This is a genomic window from Chitinophaga caseinilytica, assembly GCF_038396765.1.
Taxonomy (GTDB): domain Bacteria; phylum Bacteroidota; class Bacteroidia; order Chitinophagales; family Chitinophagaceae; genus Chitinophaga; species Chitinophaga caseinilytica.
The window spans coordinates 255,574-271,480 of the sequence record NZ_CP150096.1 but is presented as its reverse complement, the minus strand read 5'-3'; the positions used below and the strand labels follow the sequence as shown (position 1 = coordinate 271,480).

The following is a 15,907-nucleotide window of genomic DNA, read 5'->3' as shown; positions in this document are numbered from 1 at the left end:
GAATCTCAGTTTCCCATTCGTTGTACTCATCTTCCGTTAATTCATAAACACTGATCGGTAACTCAACTTCAAAGTCACCCATTACTTCGTTTCCACCAAAACCTCCCCGCCGTTCCTGAACAAACGGTGCGGCACAAACCACCCGTCCAGCGGTTCCCCATCCACCCGAACGCCTTTCAGGCTGCGGCTGCGGCCCTGTTTGCGCAACGTCAGCCATTTGCCGTTGGCCGCCTTCCATTTTACTTCATCGAACAGCGGAACGGTTACGAGATACGCTGGGTCCGTTGCGGAAAAAGTATACAGACCCGCCGCGCAGAACACATACCAAGCAGACATTTCACCGGCATCGTCCATCCCGCAGAGCGCGTTCCCGAATTCACCGATGCCGTACAGGTGATTGAGAATGGTATCGATGATCCGTTGCGATTTCTCCGGCTTGCCGATGAAATAATAAGCGAATGGCGCTTCATGGTCGGGCTGGTTGCCATGACAGTACTGCCCGATCATCGATTCCACGTTCCGCGCGATGTGGCGCGGGTTCCAGGGCACGGTGAACAGCGAGTCCAGCTTCGATTCGAAACCCGCCGCGCCGCCGTACAACTGAATGAGGCCGGGCATGTCGTGCGGTGCGTAAAACGATACCTGCCAGGCGTTCGCCTCGCGGTACATGTATTCGTAATAAGGATATTGCGGATCGAAAGGCGTGATCCAGTCGCCGTTCGCCAGTCGACCGCGCATGAACCGGGTCGAAGGGTCGAACATGTTGCGGTAGTTCTTCGAACGTTGCATGAGCGTGCGGTAGTTGGCGGAATCGCCGAGCGCGCGGGCCAGCTGGGCAAGGGAATAATCGTCGTACGAATATTCCAGTGTTTTGGAAACACCTGCTTTGGCTTTGGTTTCCACATGCGGTTTTTCGATATCGGGATCGGAAATAAACCCTTTTTCGATGTATTCCTTAATATGCGGCCGCGCGCCGGGCTCCAGGTTCGCGTTTTTCAGGAGGATGTCGTACGTTCCCTTCACATCGAACCCGTCGATCCCGCGGAGGTACGCCCCGGCGATGGTAGACGCGCCATGGTCGCCGTGGAAGAACGTGGGGATGAAGCCTTTTTTATCACCGACGTCTTTCATCGACTTGATCACATCCAGCGCCACATCGGGCGATAACAGCCCCAGCAGCACATCTTTGTTCCGGTACGTATCCCAGAGCGACGGTTCGGTGTAATACCGGAAACCGGTATTCGCCTTCTGCCGGTCGGCCCCCGTGAAATCGCCGTTCACATCGCTGCGCAGCGCGGGCCAGAGGAAGGAGCGGTAAAGACTGGAGTAGAACAACGTCCGCTGTTTTTCCGTCCCGCCTTTCACTTCCACTTTCGACAGCAGCTGTTCCCACGATGTGTTCGCGGCGGCGCGAACCGTTTCGAACGATCGTTCCCCGATCTCTTTTTCCAGATTTTCTTTTGCGTTTTGAATGCTTACGAAAGAGAAACCGATCTTCATTTCCACCGGGCCTTTCCCATTTTCCAATATTGCAATGGCGCGACCGCTGCGTTTCCCTTCTTCGGTTTTCTCCAGTTTCGCCACCGGCGTATTGAGCACGGCGTAAAGATAGATTCGTTCGCCGGTTTGCTGGAAACCTTGCAGCGCGCGGCTGCCCGACTGTTCTATCTGCCAGTCGCCCACCCGGTTATTGGCCCGGGCCAGATCGAAGAGGATGCGGCGGCCGGTGGAAAGCGGGTATACATACCGGTGGAACCCGCAGCGCAGGGTGGAAGTGAGGCGCACATCTATTTTATAGTCATCGAGATATACCTGGTAAAACCCTGGCGCTGCGGATTCTCGTTTGTGCGAGAAGCGCGACCCATTGCCCGGTGCTTCCCCGGAAAAGGGTAACACGGGAACATGGCAAAGGTTCCAGTGGCCTTTATTGGTGTGAGTGAATCCCAGGATGAGGGAGTCTTCGTACTCGTACCCCGCGCCGGAACCGTATTCGGTCATGGGGCTCAGTTGTACCATGGCATTGGGGAGCGAGCTGCCGGGAAAGGTGAGCCCTGCCCAGGAGCGCAAGCCGTCCGGCAGCCGGTAGCCTACGATGGCGGAATCGTTCAGGGGCTCGGTGCCCAGGAAAGTGTTGACGTATTGCGTGAATTTTCCCTTTTGCCCGTAGCTGTCGAGCGCCGGCAGGGAAAATATGCCTGCAAGGCAAATCAGGAGCCAGTTCCTTTTCATAACGGTTTGCTAAATCGATTCAGTATTGTGGTGAACCTTGTCAAAATACGCATCGCGCAGCGGAAAATCCCTGAAAAGTGGATCAACGGCAAATGAAAATACCTCATTACCTTTGATACTGTCAATAATCCCCTGGTCCCCCGTTTTTAATCACCAAAAAAATCCGTCATGACGTTCATTAAAAGAATCCTGGCCGTTCTCGCCATCGCCCTGGGCGCTGGCAGCTTCGCACAAGCGCAATCCACCACAGAAGGCATCGCCAAGGAATGGGAGCGGGCCAAAGCCTATACGCTCGAATACCTGGAAGCCATGCCCGAATCCGGCTACAGTCTCAAACCCACTCCCGAAATGCGCTCGTTCGCCGAACAGATGCTGCACATCACAGACGCCAATTACGGCCTCACAGCGGCCGCGCTGGGGGTGCAAAGTCCCGTGAATTTCGGGGAATCCGAAAAAGTGGCCGATAAATCGAAAGCCAACGTCATCAAGCTCACCATGGCGAGCTACGACTGGGTGATCGACAACATCCGCAAAACGACCGTGCAGCCGGGCGAGAAAATCAAACTGTTCGATAAATTCGAGATGACCCGCGGCGCCGCCATGGCCAAATCGTTCGAGCACCAGACGCACCACCGCGGCCAAACCACCGTTTACCTTCGCCTCGCCGGCGTGACGCCTCCGCAGGAGAAATTATTCTAATTCATTGAATTACAAATTATTGATTGCCCGCGGCTACCAGGTCGCGGGTTTTTTTATGGGTGTAGCCGGTCATTTTTTCGCTATTGGGCCGCCGTTGCGTCGCACGCTTTAGCGGAAGGCCGCTGGCCGGGCGCAATCGCGGCAGCTCAAATTCAACATCGGCGGGAATATCGCCCGTTTCCCGTTTCCGTTACCCGTTTCCCGTTTCCGTGGTCTGCCCGGCACGCCCGATCGGGAAAATTCAACGGAAGGCAGCTGGCCGGGCCTAATCGCGGCAGCTCAAATTCAACACCGGCGGGAATGCCGCCCGTTTTCCCGATACCGTTACCCGTTTCCGTGATCTGCCCGATCGGGAAAGGAATTCCATGTTCAAACAGCGGTTTTCCGGATCGGATCAATATTTTTCCCTTTTCGACATGAAGCGCCCCCCGCCTTGGTCGACCTTTGCCGGTCGAATCAAGAACCGAATCAAATGTTCAAGCTTATCAGACTTTTCATTATCCCGATCGTATGTAGCTGCCTGGCGCTCACCGCCAGGGCGCAATCCACCGCCGCCGTCACCGGCCAGGTGAAGTCGCCCTCCGGCCAGCCGCTTTCCGATGCGGCGGTCACCATCCAGGGCACCCATGCCGGCGCCTACACGAAAAACGACGGGCGCTTCCGCATACCCGGACTGAAACCCGGCAAATACACCCTCATCGTGAACATGCTCGGCTTCACCCGCCAGGAGCTTGCCATCCAGCTCGGCAATTCCGACCTCCAGCTCGATATCACCCTCACCGAAGCCACCCAAACCCGCGAAGGCGTCACCGTTACCGGGAAAGGCCAGAGCCGCCAGCTCAAGGAAAGCGGGTTCGCAGTGAACGCCATCGATACCCGCCGCTTCGCCAACTCTTCCGCCGATATGAACACCATCCTCAACCGCACCACCGGCGTGAAAATCCGGGAGTCCGGCGGTACAGGGTCCGATTTCCAGTTTTCCATCAACGGCCTTTCCGGCCGCGCCGTCCGCTATTTCATCGACGGCATCCCCCTGGAAGTAATGGGCAGCGCCATGACGCTCAACAACATCCCCGTGAACCTCGCCGAAAGAGTGGAAATATATAAAGGCGTGCTGCCCGTTTCCCTCGGCGCAGACGCCCTCGGCGGCGCCGTCAACCTCGTCACCAACCAAAACATCAAAAATTACCTCGACGCCTCCTACAGCTTCGGTTCCTTCAACACCCACCGCGCCGCCGTTACCGGACAGGTAACCGGGAAAACAGGGATCGTGGGCCGGGTGAGCGCTTTCCTCAACTATTCCGACAACGATTACAAGATGAAAGCCATCGAACTGTTCAACGACGAAAAACAGGAATACGAACTGCGCGACGTCCGCCGATTCCACGACCAATACCGCTCCACCATGGTACAGGGCGAGATCGGCGTGGTGCAAAAGAAATGGGCCGACGTGTTTTTCCTCGGCGCCGGCTATTCCAATACCGACCGCGAAATCCAGACCGGCTCCAACCAGAACCGCGTGTACGGCGCCGCGCTCCAGAACGGCGACGCGTTCAACGCCACCCTGCGCTATAAAAAGAACAACCTCTTCACCGAAGGGCTCGACCTGAACATCTTCGCGTCGCACACGCAAGACAAATACCTGGTGACCGACACCACCGGCTACCGCTACTTCTGGGACGGCTCCCGCGTGCCGCTCAACGCAGCGGAAATGAGCAACGTCAAGGTACTGACGCATGTGAGCCGCCCCCGCAACTATGCCCGCGCCAATTTCAGCTACACCCTGAGCCCGGAGCATTCCTTCAACCTGAACTATACGTTCGATGAAATGTCGAACAAAACATACAACGGGCTGGTGAGCGATAAAGACGACAATCCCGGCAAGATCGCCAAGCACATCGTTGGCTTCGGTTACCAGCAAAACCTGCTGAACGCCCGGTGGACCAACACCTTCTTCGGCAAGTTCTACGGCATGCAGCTTACCCAAGCAGCCATCCTCACCGGCAGCGGCGAATACATTTCCGGCAACGATTCCAAAAGCTTTTTCGGTTACGGCGTGGCTTCGCGGTACAAGATCATGCCCGACTTCGGCGTGAAAGCATCCTACGAAAAAGCCTACCGCCTTCCTGAAGTAAGCGAAATATTCGGCAACGGGTACGATCAGATCGCCAATCCGCTGCTCAAACCCGAATCGAGCCACAACGTGAACCTCGGCGCCTATTACGGCACCCAGCGCGGCAACAGCCGCTTTTACGCGGAAGGCGGCGGATTCTTCCGCGATGCGGTGGATTTCATTTTCCCGAAAACCTACCAGTCCAACTCCCAGGTGATCCGCTACGAAAACACTTCCAAAGTGCGGGTGACCGGCGGGGAAGCGGAAGTGCAGTACGATTACCGCGATCTCTTCCATCTCACCCTCAACGCCACTTACCAGCATTCCATCAACAATACGAAACGCGGCGAAGGGAAAGACGAAACGGAAGAAGCGTCCTACCGCAACAAAATCCCGAACCAGCCCTGGCTCTTCGGCAACGCGCTGGCCAGTATCGGTAAAAACGGCCTGCTCGGCAAGGGAACACGCATCCAGCTGAATTGGGACCTGCAATACGTTCACTGGTTTTACCTGACCTGGGAAGACTTCGCCGTTTCCAACGAAAAAGTGCCGAACCAATATATCCAAAACCTCGGGCTCACGTACTCCCTGCAAAACGGGCGGTACAACATCACCGCGGAATGCCGCAACTTCACGGATCAGCGCGCGTACGACAACTGGCGCCTCCAGAAGCCCGGCCGTTCCTTCTTCGTGAAACTGCGCTACTTCATTCACTAACCTTACCTTCTTTCCGATATGCAACATGCAATAGCAAAATGGAGCCGTACCGCCGCCCTCGTACTGGGGATGGCATCGCTCGGCGCCTGTGTGAAATACGACGACAAAATCTCCATCGGTCCCGGCAACGGTTCCGAAAACTTCGCCATCTGGATCCAGCTCGGCTCCTGGCCCAACACCACGCAATACATGGTAGGCGCGGAATCGCTGCTGAAAGGTGCCGTGAGTTTGAAAGGGAACGGGGTGGAAGTGACGTCCAAAGCGGATTACGGGATCATCGCCAAAGACGGGTTTTACTATTACCCCAGCACCAGCTCAGACAATAGCAAACTGTCGAAATTCTCCTTCAAGGATAACCAGCTCACCACCGTGCGCCAGGTGCCGTTTACTTACCAGTCGGGCATATCGAGCTACTGCTTCGCGAACGACAGTACGCTTGTGCTCGTGGGCACCAATGGCGACCGGAACAAATTGCTCTGCTCCGTGGTGAATACCAACACACTGGCGACCCGCAACGCCGAGCTTCCGGTAAACCCGATCCCCGGCGGATATGCGGGCGTCGGCGCCCGGAGCCTCGACTTCGTGGACGGCAAACTTTACCTCACACTCGCCTATACCGCCAACTGGCCCGATCCCGCATATCCCAAAGCCATCGTCGCCATTTTCGATTTTCCCACGCTCACGCTCGTGAAGCAGTTGGAAGACGGAAGGTCTGTAGGCGCGGGGATCGGCAACATGTGGATGTCTGCCACGGCGGTCGATAACAAAGGCGATTACTACATGCTGGCTTACCCGGGATGGCTGTCGGCAACCATGTCATCCGCCCTTTACTGCATTAAAAAAGGCACGACGGAATACGACCCCGCCTACTTCGTGAACCTGGACCAGCTGCTGGGCGGCTCCGGTGTGGCGATGTATGGCATCGGCAACGGTCGCGCCCTCGTGAAATACAAGGCGCTGCCCGACGATGGTACCGACGCGGAACACATCATGGCCTATGCGCTGGTAGACCTGGCGAAAGGATCCCTCATCCGCAAGCTCACCGAACTGCCGCTGGACAAGGGCGAAATGCTCCAAACCATTACCGTGGAAGGGAATAACGCCTATATCATGGTGAATTCCAAAGTCGGGAAAGATTACATCTGGGTATACGATATTGAAAAGGATGCGGTAACGCCCGGCCTCGAAATCGCCGGTGGATATGATTACCTGCTGCGATTAGACAAACTGAAATAATCACGCCTGGAAACGGGTTGGGACGATTCCCCGGCAACCGCCGGGAATCGTCGTTTATATGTACGACGACCATGAAATCAGCATTTTCCAAATTCAACGCCTGGTTCCACCTGTGGATAGGTATCGTGACCGGCACCATCGTGTTCATCGTTTCCATTACCGGGGCCATCCTGGTATTTGAATGGGAGCTGCGCGACTGGGCCTATCCCGAACGGAGGGCCGAAGCGCCTGCCGGCGCGAAGCAACTGCCGCCATCGGTGCTGATCCCCGCTGCGGAGGCCGCCATGCCGGGGATGCACGTCCATGGCATCCAGTACCACGTGCCGGGGCACGCCGCCGAAGTAACGTTCCATTCCGATTCGGTGGTGTACGTCAATCCCTATACCGGTAAAGTGAATGGCATCGTGCACAAGCACGATTTTATCACCTGGGTGGAAATGGGCCACGTTCACCTCTGGCTGCCGCATGAAGTGGGAACGAAGATCGTGCTGTACAGTACGCTCATCTTTTTCTTCCTGTTGTTGACGGGCCTGGTGCTATGGTGGCCGAAGAAATGGAACCGCCACAACATCAAGAACGCCTTTTCCATCAACTGGAAAGCAAAAATCAAACGCGTCAATTACGATCTCCATAACGTGCTGGGTTTTTATACCCTTCCCGTTACGATCATCATGGCCTACACGGGCATGTACATGGGGCTCGGATGGGTGCAAAAGCCTTCGTACTGGCTCGCCTCCGGCGGAAAGGCCATGCCCGAATATTATCAGCCGCCGTCAGATACCACGAACACCCATGTGTTGCCCAAATGGCAGGTGGTAGACGATGTGTGGCGCCGGTCGGTGAACGAATACTCCGCGCCCAAAAGCGCCGCGTTGCTCATGGGCATCCCGGAAGACGATGAAAAGGACGCATCGATCTACGTTTACACCAATATGGAAGGCGCTTATTACCAGGGCCATTACTTCGATCAGTATACCGGCGCCAAACTGGCCGGTACCGGGGTGGATGTAATGCCTTACGACGATGCCAACCTCGGCGACAAGCTCCGCCGGCTGAATTATTCCCTGCATGTTGGCCTGATATGGGGCATCCCTTCCAAAATCATTTATTTCATTGGCGCGCTCATCGCCGCCAGTTTGCCCATCACGGGGTTTATCATCTGGTGGGGAAAGAAGAAGAAACAGAAACGAAAGAAACCCGCAAACCGGCCACAGCAGGCCGAAGCCTGATAAAAGAAAACGCCGTTGAATATGCATCAACGGCGTTTTTTATTATTTACAGGTTGCGGTTATTCTCCGCCCTTTTCCCGCACATCGTCGTTACTGATCTTTTTCCGCGCTTTCTGTTCGAACATCGACCCGAATTCCCAGTTGAGCGTCAGCTTGAGCGACTGGTCGTAATACCTGTTCAGCACGCTGGACCGGAACGCCGCGGTGTTGATGACTTCCGTTTGGCTGAGGGTGTTATTGAACGGATTGATGGCCGAAATGGTAACGGTCATCTTCGTTTCTTTCAATTCTTTTTTCGCGGAGAAGCTGTAGAAGAACCACGGCGTTCGGTGGCCCTGGAAGGTGACCTGGCGGGTGGAGTATTCGCCGAAAGCCTGTAGGGACACGTTGCCGGGGAGTTTGTACATCGTGTTCACGTTCACGTCCGTAGCCCAACCCTTGCTCACGATGAAAAGCGCGCGGCTTTCGTAATCGAGGCGGTTGAGGTTGAAGTTCCCGTTCATATTCCATTTGGGCGTTATGCTAAAGGCGCTGCTGAAGTTCATTCCGTAGCGGCGGTTGCCGGCCAGGTTCTGCTTCTGCGTGGTAGCAACGCCGTTATCGTTCGTAGTGGTGAGGTCGAAGATGGATTGATCGGTTTGTTTGTAGAATGCAGCAAGGTTGAGGAAGAGGCCGGAGGATGGCGTAAACCCGTACGACAGTTCTCCCTGGTGCATGATCTCCGGCAGCAGCGAAGGGTTGCCCACCACGATGTTGCTGGGATCGCTGGCGTCTGCGTTGGGATTGAGGTCCCAGATGTAAGGACGGGTGAGGCGCTTGGCGTAGCTCAGGCTGAGCGTTTGCTCGTCCGTCAGTTTTTTGGAAAGGGTAGCGGTAGGCACGAAGTTGAGGAGCGTATTGCTGAAGGCGTCTTTCCCGCCGCGCATTTTTCCTTCCATACCGGTATGCTCGAGGCGGGCGCCAGCTTCGGCGTACCATCCATGTTTGAATTTCATTTTCATCAACACATATCCCGCCAGAACGGTTTGGGAATAGCTGAATTTATCGGAACGGTCGGCCAGGAAATCGAGCGCCGCGGGCGGCGGTGCGTCGGCGTACCAGACGTCGTAATTATTATTGGCATCGCGGAAGATGGATTTGATGCCGCTTTCGAGCATGAACGCGCCGTCTGCGGAAAGCGGATGGCTGTAATCCGCCTGCAGCGTGTATTCCGTGTTGCGGGTCTTGCTGAAGTTTTCCTCGCGGGAACGGAATTTTCCGTCTTCGGCAGATTGCGTGCTGGCGTAAGACGAGTTCCCGCCGGTCGGGGAAACCTGCGCCATGGCGGTGAATTCCTGTCCGGGGCGTTTCAGTTTGCGGTTGTAGCCGAGGGAAATGTCTGCCCCTAGGAAACGCTCTTTTTTACGGGCGTCCTGCAGATAGGCATCCGCGAAAGTACCATTCGGCAGGCGGATGCGGGTGGTTTGACGGCTGCCGTCGGGCCATGATCCCAGCCATGCGTTTACGTTGAGGCTGAGCTCGCTGACGGAATCCGGCGTGAACCCGACGGTCAGTTCGCCCGATGTGTGGGGCATGACGTTGTTCTGGCGTTTTTCCTGGAAGAGGGTTTGCGTTGGCGCGCCGTCTTTGAGCGAAGTTCGTTCGGTGATGGCGGCCGATTTATCCTGCAGCCGGTGGAAGTGGCCGTGGAAGCTCATGTTCCATTTATCGCGCGACAAAGACACGCGCGGATTGATGGCCTGTTCCCAGTTGCTGGCGGTTACTTCCAGTGCGCCGCTGAAGCTTTTGCCGTTTTTTATCGTGATGATGTTGATGACACCGGCGGCGCCTTCCGCATCGTATTTGGCCGATGGGGTGGTGACGATTTCGACGGACTGGATGATGTCTGCCGGCATCATGTTCAGCGCATCGGCGGCTGAACGGGCCATCTGGCCGGAGTATTTCCCGTCTACCAAAATCCGGAGGGTGCCGCTGCCGCGCATGGTGACGTTGCCCTGCGGGTCTACATTGAGGGCCGGGGCTTTGCGGAGCACATCTGCCGCGGTGCCGCCCTTGTTGCCGATGTCGTTGCCGGCATTGTACACGAGCATGCCCGGCTTCTGTTCGATGAGTTGTTTCCGGGCCACTACCTGCACTTCGCCCAGCTGGCGGGAGCTGGTGGCGAGCCAGAGGGTATCGGGCAGGGCAGGCGCGCCATGCGCGGCATTGAGGGGCAGGTGGAGCGGGCGGTGGCCTACGGAAGACACCACGAGGCGGAAGTGCCCCGATCCCGGGAGCTGCAGGCTGAAAGTGCCGTTTTCTTTTGAATACGCCGCGGCTACGGGGGAGCCGTGTTCGTTCACCACGCCGATCGTTACGTAAGGCAGTACCTGCCGGGACGAGGAGTCTGCGATCACCGCGCGCACTGTTGGGCCGGAGGGAACATTTTGCGCGAAAGCGCGGGGAAGCCCCGTCAGCAAGGTTGTGCCGAACAGGGATAGGAATATTGCATGATAGTTAAGTTGCATGGTCCGTTCACATTGTTTTGGGTCGCAAAAATCGGGCTTATGCGAACGGTGTGTTTATCTATATGGGAGAAAGATTTATGGAAAACGGAAATTAAATGGGGGAACATGCAAATGCATGACAGCAAATTATCCTGATCACCGCAACATCTCATCCACTACGGGTTTCAGCGCCTTCGCCCAGGCCTGGTACCCCGCTGTCTGCAAATGGATCCCGTCTCCGCTGTATAATTTCGGATCGAGCGAACCATCGGGGAGAATGAAAGCCCCGGCGAGCGGGAGGTAACGCCCCCGCACCGCGAGCCCCTGGATGATCGTCTGCGTTTTTTCGAATTTGACGCGGCGCATTTCGCCGGGCCGGTTCCCTGCAGGAAGCGGGCCGAGCAGCAACAGTTTGGTTTTCGGCATGTTCTTCCCGATCCAGTTCACGATCTCTTTGATGCCCGCGGCCACTTCTTCGGGATCGTTGTCGGGGAAGTTGTTGACGCCGATCGTCAGCACGATGAGCCGCGGCGCGGCTTCGCGGTACGCACCGTTTTGAAGGCGCCAAAGCACGTTTTGGGTACGGTCGCCGCTGATGCCTGCAGATTCCCATCGGTACATCCCGAACGCGGAATCGAATGCGGGAAAACCGGGTTTGTATGTGGTGGTAGTCCGGTGGCCGCCCGTTCCCTGTGTAATGGAATTCCCCAGGAAAACGATGTCCAGCTGGCCGGGGGCGCGCAGCAGGCTGTCGATGTTCGCGTGTTGCGCCCACCAATCTTTCCCCGGATACCATCCTGCGCCCGAACGGTATTCACTGCCCGGCGCCGCGATGGCCGCAAAATTGGGTTGCAGCCCAAGGGCGCGCAAAATCGCCGGCAGCGGCCGCTCATTAAATTGCACAAGTGGTTGCCCGTCGTATGTCCAGCTGTTGTTGGATGCAATCGCGGGTCGGGTCGCCAGTCCTGCCTTTTGCAATTGCGATTCGGGTGTGGTATTGGCGGAGATCACGACATGGACGCCCCGTTCCAGCAATCCCAATAGGGTGATACTGTCTGATTTTTCACCGGAAACCTGCGCCCAGGGGAGCCCTTTCGCCGGCTGATGCGGACTTATAACCGTAATATGATTGTTATCTCCCGAAACATCGAAAGTCCTGAACCCGAAAAACGACACGCCGGCTTGTGCTCCCAAACGACGAACGATATCGAATGGCGCTGCGGCGCGGAATTGCACGGCTTCATACAGCCGTCGCGCGATCTCCGTTGCGCCCAGCGACGAAAGATGCGCCGGGTCCTGGAAATTTTCGGACTTCGCCGATACAACCGGCGCCAGGTCCACGATCTCGCACATCCGTTCCGCCGCCCGCGCGCGAATGGCCGACATCCGCCGCTCCCGATCCTCCAGGTCGCTGCCGGGGAGAACAGGCGGCAGGGCGATGATGATGCGTTTCGCCTTGCTGGCCAATACCGCACTGTCTATCCGTTTTTCGTCCGCGAAGCAGATCACGGCGATGTCTGGTACGCGGGAATTCTTATCCACCTTTACCACATACCCTTTTCCCAACATGTTTTGCAGTTGTGCGGCCAGTTTGCCGGGATCATCGTCCATCGTAACCACATACCCTTTCCCCAGCATATTTTGCAGTTGCGCGGGAAAATTGTTGCGCTCCCGGCTGGGGAGGCCGTTGCCAAACATGATACTGTCGCCGATGCAGGAAATACCGATGGTTTTCTGTGCCGAAACGGATGGGCCGAAAGCGAGGGCCGCGAACAGGAAAAGCAGTTTTTTCATACGGGAAGATTGGCTCCGCGCCGGGCACGGAGGTATCATAAAGATATACGGACGAACCTTAAAAAGGGTGTTTTGTCAACTTTGGGTGCGTATCCGCTAAAATAATGTTACCCGCACCGGATAAATTCAGTAATTTTCGGAAGACTTTATTGTATGATAAGCATATCCGCACGCCCATAGCGGCAAGTGTTATGCTCGATAACGCTATCCATCAGGATATCCTGGTGGACAGACAATCAAATTGACGAAATATTAATAAAACACGAACCGGCGCAAACGCGATGGGGATGGAATGTCCTGTCGTGGCGCGAAAAGGTTTCGTTCATCCTTCGAAATCCGGATTTCAGACCGGGATCCGGGTGACGGAGCCTTGCATCCGGCATACGGATATAAAATTTAAACCCACTAACCTGAATTTGATAAATAGTATTGTAATTAGCCGGAATCCCGCTTTCGCAGCGGGATTTTTCTTTTGTTGGGAGGCGGGTTGATACGATTCATGTTGCAGAAAATACATTTCATCCGGCAGAATTGACGCCGTACGGTGTGCGGTATGTTCCACGCGGCGGATTCGCGTACATTTGTGCGCATATTTAACCCCGTATCATGGAAACATCATTCCGCGTGGGCACCTGGCCCGAGGGCGTGGCTTCCCTTCCTCCCGATCCCAAATTGTTGAAGCAGTTCCGGCGACAAGGGAGCTTTAACCCCAACATGCCGCTGGCGCTTATGCGCGGGATGGTGCACCTTGCCACCCGGTTCATGGCGCCCCGCCTTTACGAAGGGGATTTCGATTGCAGATACCTCCACATCCCGGTCCAAAACCAACTGCTCGGCCTCCGGATCGTGCGGCCGGCCGGTTGCGGCGTATTGCCCGCGGTGGTGTATCTCCATGGCGGCGGCGGATTGCTGACCGATAGCTCCAGTTACCTGCGCGTCCTGAAAAACATCGCCTTCGCCGCAAATGCCGCCGTGATAGCCGTTGATTACCGCCGGGCGCCGGAACACCCTTTCCCCGCAGGCCTCGACGATGCCCTGGCCGCCCTCGCCTGGGCGCACAACAACGCCTCCGCGTTCCAATTCGATCCCCGGCGGATTTCCATCGCGGGAGACAGTGCCGGGGGCAACCTCGCTGCAGGGCTGGCGTTGCGCAACCGCGACGAGCTGCAGTTGCCCGTTTACCGGCAAATCCTCCTCAACGCCCGCCTGTCCAATGTCCGGCATTTCCCGTCCATCGATCAGTTTGCCGAAGGCTACGGCCTTTCCCGCGTGGCGATGGATTACTTCAGTTCCCGGTACTTCCGCCAACCGGCCGACGCTTATTCCGTATATGCATCTCCGTTAGACGCTCCCGATCTCCGCGATCTCCCGCCGGCGCTGGTCATCACTTCCGAATACGACCCGCTCCGCGATGAGGGCGAAGCCTACGCCGCAGCGTTGCACCAGGCCGGCGTGCCTGTTTCCGCCGTGCGATTTGCAGGTATGGCGCATACGATCGTGGTGTTCGGTGCTACGAAAACCGCCGCGGAAAAGGGTTTGGAACTCATCGCCGATGCCGTTCAATAATAGGGGAAATAAAATCATCACCCGTTTACGTCTCCGCTCACCAAACATCCCGCCACTTGCAGCCCCGCTTTCAGTAAACTGGCTTTGGAAGCTTCGTTATCGATATTGCACCTGGCCGCGGGGATGCGCCCGGCGAGGTAGCAGGCGGTTTTCAGTTCCTGGAGCAGGAAACTGCCGATCCCTTTGCGCCGGTGACTTTCTGTCACTTCCATCCACAAGTCCGCGAACGGCGGGTTGTAATGCAGGTAGAAATCTCCTGTGGCAATGGGTTTCCCGTCCTCTACCACCACATAACCACCCATTTGGTTTTCTTCGTACCGATCCATCACTTCGCCCGCCTCCCGTTTCCGGAACACACGGTTTTCCTTCCTGAAATGAGTGGTGTGTTGATCGCTGAAAAGGAAAGCCTCCGCCCGGATGTTCTTTGCAAAGCGGTAGAACAGCGACGAAAAAAACAGATCATTGGTTTGACAGGTAATCTCAGTAACGCCCGAAACCCGCAGCAGTTCCGCGAAAATCTCCGTAGCCAGGTACCGGAATGGCGGCATGAGGTAAAACTCGAACAGGCTATCGCGGTCGCCATGATCGTTTTTGCCCGCCACAGCGCCGTAACCGATGGCACCGCCGTCGGTGGAAATGAGGTAGCTATCCGTCCAGCCGCGTTCGTGCCGTGCGTTGTACCTGATCTGGAAATTATTTTCCTGGAGGAACAGCGGCCGCAGCGGGAGGATGTCTTGCAGGGAGGCTTTTCGGATCGACCAGTTCATGCCGTTAGTTTTGCAATTATTTCGCCGGTAGCTGGAATTCCTTCACCAAAACCATGGTGCAATTGGCGGTGGCCTGCTGCCTGATCGCCTTTACGGGCTGGTATTCCGGGTCGTTGTAACATTGCATGGCCGCTTCTTCGGACGGGAATTTGACCACGGCGTTCATGAGCCTGGGGTTCCCTTCCACCGCAATCCCTGCCGTATCCGACGCGAGGATTTCCGCGCCGTATTTGCGGAGGATGGGGAGGAGTTTCGGGCCGTAGGTTTTGAACAGTTCGGGATCGGTGATGTCGTAACTGTTGATGTAATAGACTGCCATGGTTGTAGGCGTTGACGGGTTAAAGAATGTTGGTGGACGAAGTTATCGAATTTTAACCATGGATTTCGGCTGCCTGGTCAGGAAATGGGCGACGGCAAGATTGGGCAGCCAGCACCACCACGCTACAACGGTATAAGCCGTCATGAAACTCCCGAACAGCGGTACCAGCAACGGCATCCAGAGTCTGAGGGTGACCGCCGCGAAAGTACAGGCGTAGCTATAAATCATCCAGTTCCCATGCGCCAGGATGTTTCCCTGCCGGATGGAGCGGTAAGCCTGTAGCGTGGTGTAAAACCAGGTAATGCCCAGGCTCATGAATCCCAGGGCGGTGGGCCATCCGCCGGTTGCGTAAAAGGCAATATTGATCCCCGCCACCGCGCTCACCAGCACGGAAATGACGTATATCTTGCCGAGGGTGCGGTGCAATACAATGCTTGCGGCCCTGACTTTTTGGCTGAACTGTAGCCACCCGGTCAACAGGGCCAATCCGCCGAGGGTGATGTGTGTGTAAAAGCTGATCAGCCAGAAAGGATTGGAAAAAAGAGATTCAGGTTTGATGTTAAGGATGCCGGCTTTTTGATTGCCGGTGAGGAACAGGCCGGGATACAGCCCGATGAAAATCGACAGGATCGCCACTAGTCCCCAGGAAAGTTTTTTTGCCATGCGTTTTTTCGGCAAAGGAAGCGTGGTTGCGGGTATTGAACGTTCCAGAAGGTAAGGTGGTCTCTCTTTTCGAGGTGCCGCCGGGGCGA

General features: G+C 56.3%; 11 protein-coding genes. 5 read left to right on the top strand and 6 right to left on the bottom strand.

The genetic code is table 11. The features are described from left to right. Positions 1–81: 81 nt before the first annotated feature. Positions 82–2,229 (bottom strand): GH92 family glycosyl hydrolase, encoded by a 2,148-nt coding sequence (locus tag WJU22_RS01125; RefSeq protein ID WP_341841467.1) that lies wholly within the window; start codon positions 2,227–2,229, stop codon positions 82–84. A gap of 168 nt (positions 2,230–2,397) precedes the next feature. Here WJU22_RS01125 and WJU22_RS01120 point away from each other — a divergent pair, with 168 nt between their 5' ends. The 4 genes from WJU22_RS01120 (at position 2,398) to WJU22_RS01105 (ending at position 8,223) form a co-directional block, all read left to right on the top strand. Beyond that, positions 2,398–2,928 (top strand): DinB family protein, encoded by a 531-nt coding sequence (locus WJU22_RS01120; protein ID WP_341841466.1) that lies wholly within the window; start codon positions 2,398–2,400, stop codon positions 2,926–2,928. Positions 2,929–3,400: 472 nt separating this feature from the next. Then, positions 3,401–5,758: a TonB-dependent receptor gene (locus WJU22_RS01115; protein WP_341841465.1), complete on the top strand. Its 2,358-nt coding sequence runs from the start codon at positions 3,401–3,403 to the stop codon at positions 5,756–5,758. Between the two features lie 18 nt (positions 5,759–5,776). Further along, positions 5,777–6,994 carry a hypothetical protein gene (locus WJU22_RS01110; protein ID WP_341841464.1) on the top strand — a complete coding sequence of 406 codons (1,218 nt, stop codon included), beginning with the start codon at positions 5,777–5,779 and terminating at the stop codon, positions 6,992–6,994. Between the two features lie 71 nt (positions 6,995–7,065). Beyond that, entirely contained in the window at positions 7,066–8,223 is a 1,158-nt protein-coding gene (locus tag WJU22_RS01105) for a PepSY-associated TM helix domain-containing protein (protein ID WP_341841463.1), read from the top strand. A gap of 59 nt (positions 8,224–8,282) precedes the next feature. Here WJU22_RS01105 and WJU22_RS01100 read toward each other — a convergent pair whose 3' ends face one another. Beyond that, positions 8,283–10,730, bottom strand: a complete 2,448-nt coding sequence (locus WJU22_RS01100) for a TonB-dependent receptor domain-containing protein (RefSeq protein WP_341841462.1) — start codon at positions 10,728–10,730, stop codon at positions 8,283–8,285. Between the two features lie 135 nt (positions 10,731–10,865). Beyond that, positions 10,866–12,503 (bottom strand): GDSL-type esterase/lipase family protein, encoded by a 1,638-nt coding sequence (locus WJU22_RS01095; RefSeq protein ID WP_341841461.1) that lies wholly within the window; start codon positions 12,501–12,503, stop codon positions 10,866–10,868. 606 nt (positions 12,504–13,109) lie between these two features. On the opposite strand from WJU22_RS01095, the gene WJU22_RS01090 reads away from it, so the two are divergent. Beyond that, the gene (locus WJU22_RS01090) at positions 13,110–14,069 is read left to right on the top strand and encodes an alpha/beta hydrolase (protein WP_341841460.1); all 960 of its coding nucleotides are present in this window, start codon (positions 13,110–13,112) and stop codon (positions 14,067–14,069) included. Positions 14,070–14,086: 17 nt separating this feature from the next. Here the strand turns inward: WJU22_RS01090 and WJU22_RS01085 are convergent, their stop codons facing one another. Genes WJU22_RS01085 through WJU22_RS01075 form a run of 3 tightly spaced genes read right to left on the bottom strand, consistent with a single transcriptional unit; the run spans position 14,087 to position 15,818 of the window. Next, a complete protein-coding gene (locus WJU22_RS01085; protein ID WP_341841459.1) occupies positions 14,087–14,836 on the bottom strand; it encodes a GNAT family N-acetyltransferase in 750 nt (249 codons plus the stop codon). A gap of 16 nt (positions 14,837–14,852) precedes the next feature. Further along, positions 14,853–15,155, bottom strand: a complete 303-nt coding sequence (locus WJU22_RS01080) for a DUF1330 domain-containing protein (RefSeq protein WP_341841458.1) — start codon at positions 15,153–15,155, stop codon at positions 14,853–14,855. Between the two features lie 42 nt (positions 15,156–15,197). Then, complete coding sequence (locus WJU22_RS01075) at positions 15,198–15,818, bottom strand: DUF2306 domain-containing protein (RefSeq protein WP_341841457.1); 621 nt, start codon at positions 15,816–15,818, stop codon at positions 15,198–15,200. Positions 15,819–15,907: the final 89 nt, after the last annotated feature.

Bases quoted from the DNA above. Each gene is read 5' to 3' on its own strand.
- WJU22_RS01090 (WP_341841460.1), top strand. From the start codon at position 13,110: ATGGAAACATCATTCCGCGTGGGCACCTGGCCCGAGGGCGTGGCTTCC.
- WJU22_RS01095 (WP_341841461.1), bottom strand. From the start codon at position 12,503: ATGAAAAAACTGCTTTTCCTGTTCGCGGCCCTCGCTTTCGGCCCATCC.
- WJU22_RS01080 (WP_341841458.1), bottom strand. From the start codon at position 15,155: ATGGCAGTCTATTACATCAACAGTTACGACATCACCGATCCCGAACTG.
- WJU22_RS01125 (WP_341841467.1), bottom strand. From the start codon at position 2,229: ATGAAAAGGAACTGGCTCCTGATTTGCCTTGCAGGCATATTTTCCCTG.
- WJU22_RS01085 (WP_341841459.1), bottom strand. From the start codon at position 14,836: ATGAACTGGTCGATCCGAAAAGCCTCCCTGCAAGACATCCTCCCGCTG.
- WJU22_RS01105 (WP_341841463.1), top strand. From the start codon at position 7,066: ATGAAATCAGCATTTTCCAAATTCAACGCCTGGTTCCACCTGTGGATA.
- WJU22_RS01075 (WP_341841457.1), bottom strand. From the start codon at position 15,818: ATGGCAAAAAAACTTTCCTGGGGACTAGTGGCGATCCTGTCGATTTTC.
- WJU22_RS01120 (WP_341841466.1), top strand. From the start codon at position 2,398: ATGACGTTCATTAAAAGAATCCTGGCCGTTCTCGCCATCGCCCTGGGC.
- WJU22_RS01115 (WP_341841465.1), top strand. From the start codon at position 3,401: ATGTTCAAGCTTATCAGACTTTTCATTATCCCGATCGTATGTAGCTGC.
- WJU22_RS01100 (WP_341841462.1), bottom strand. From the start codon at position 10,730: ATGCAACTTAACTATCATGCAATATTCCTATCCCTGTTCGGCACAACC.
- WJU22_RS01110 (WP_341841464.1), top strand. From the start codon at position 5,777: ATGCAACATGCAATAGCAAAATGGAGCCGTACCGCCGCCCTCGTACTG.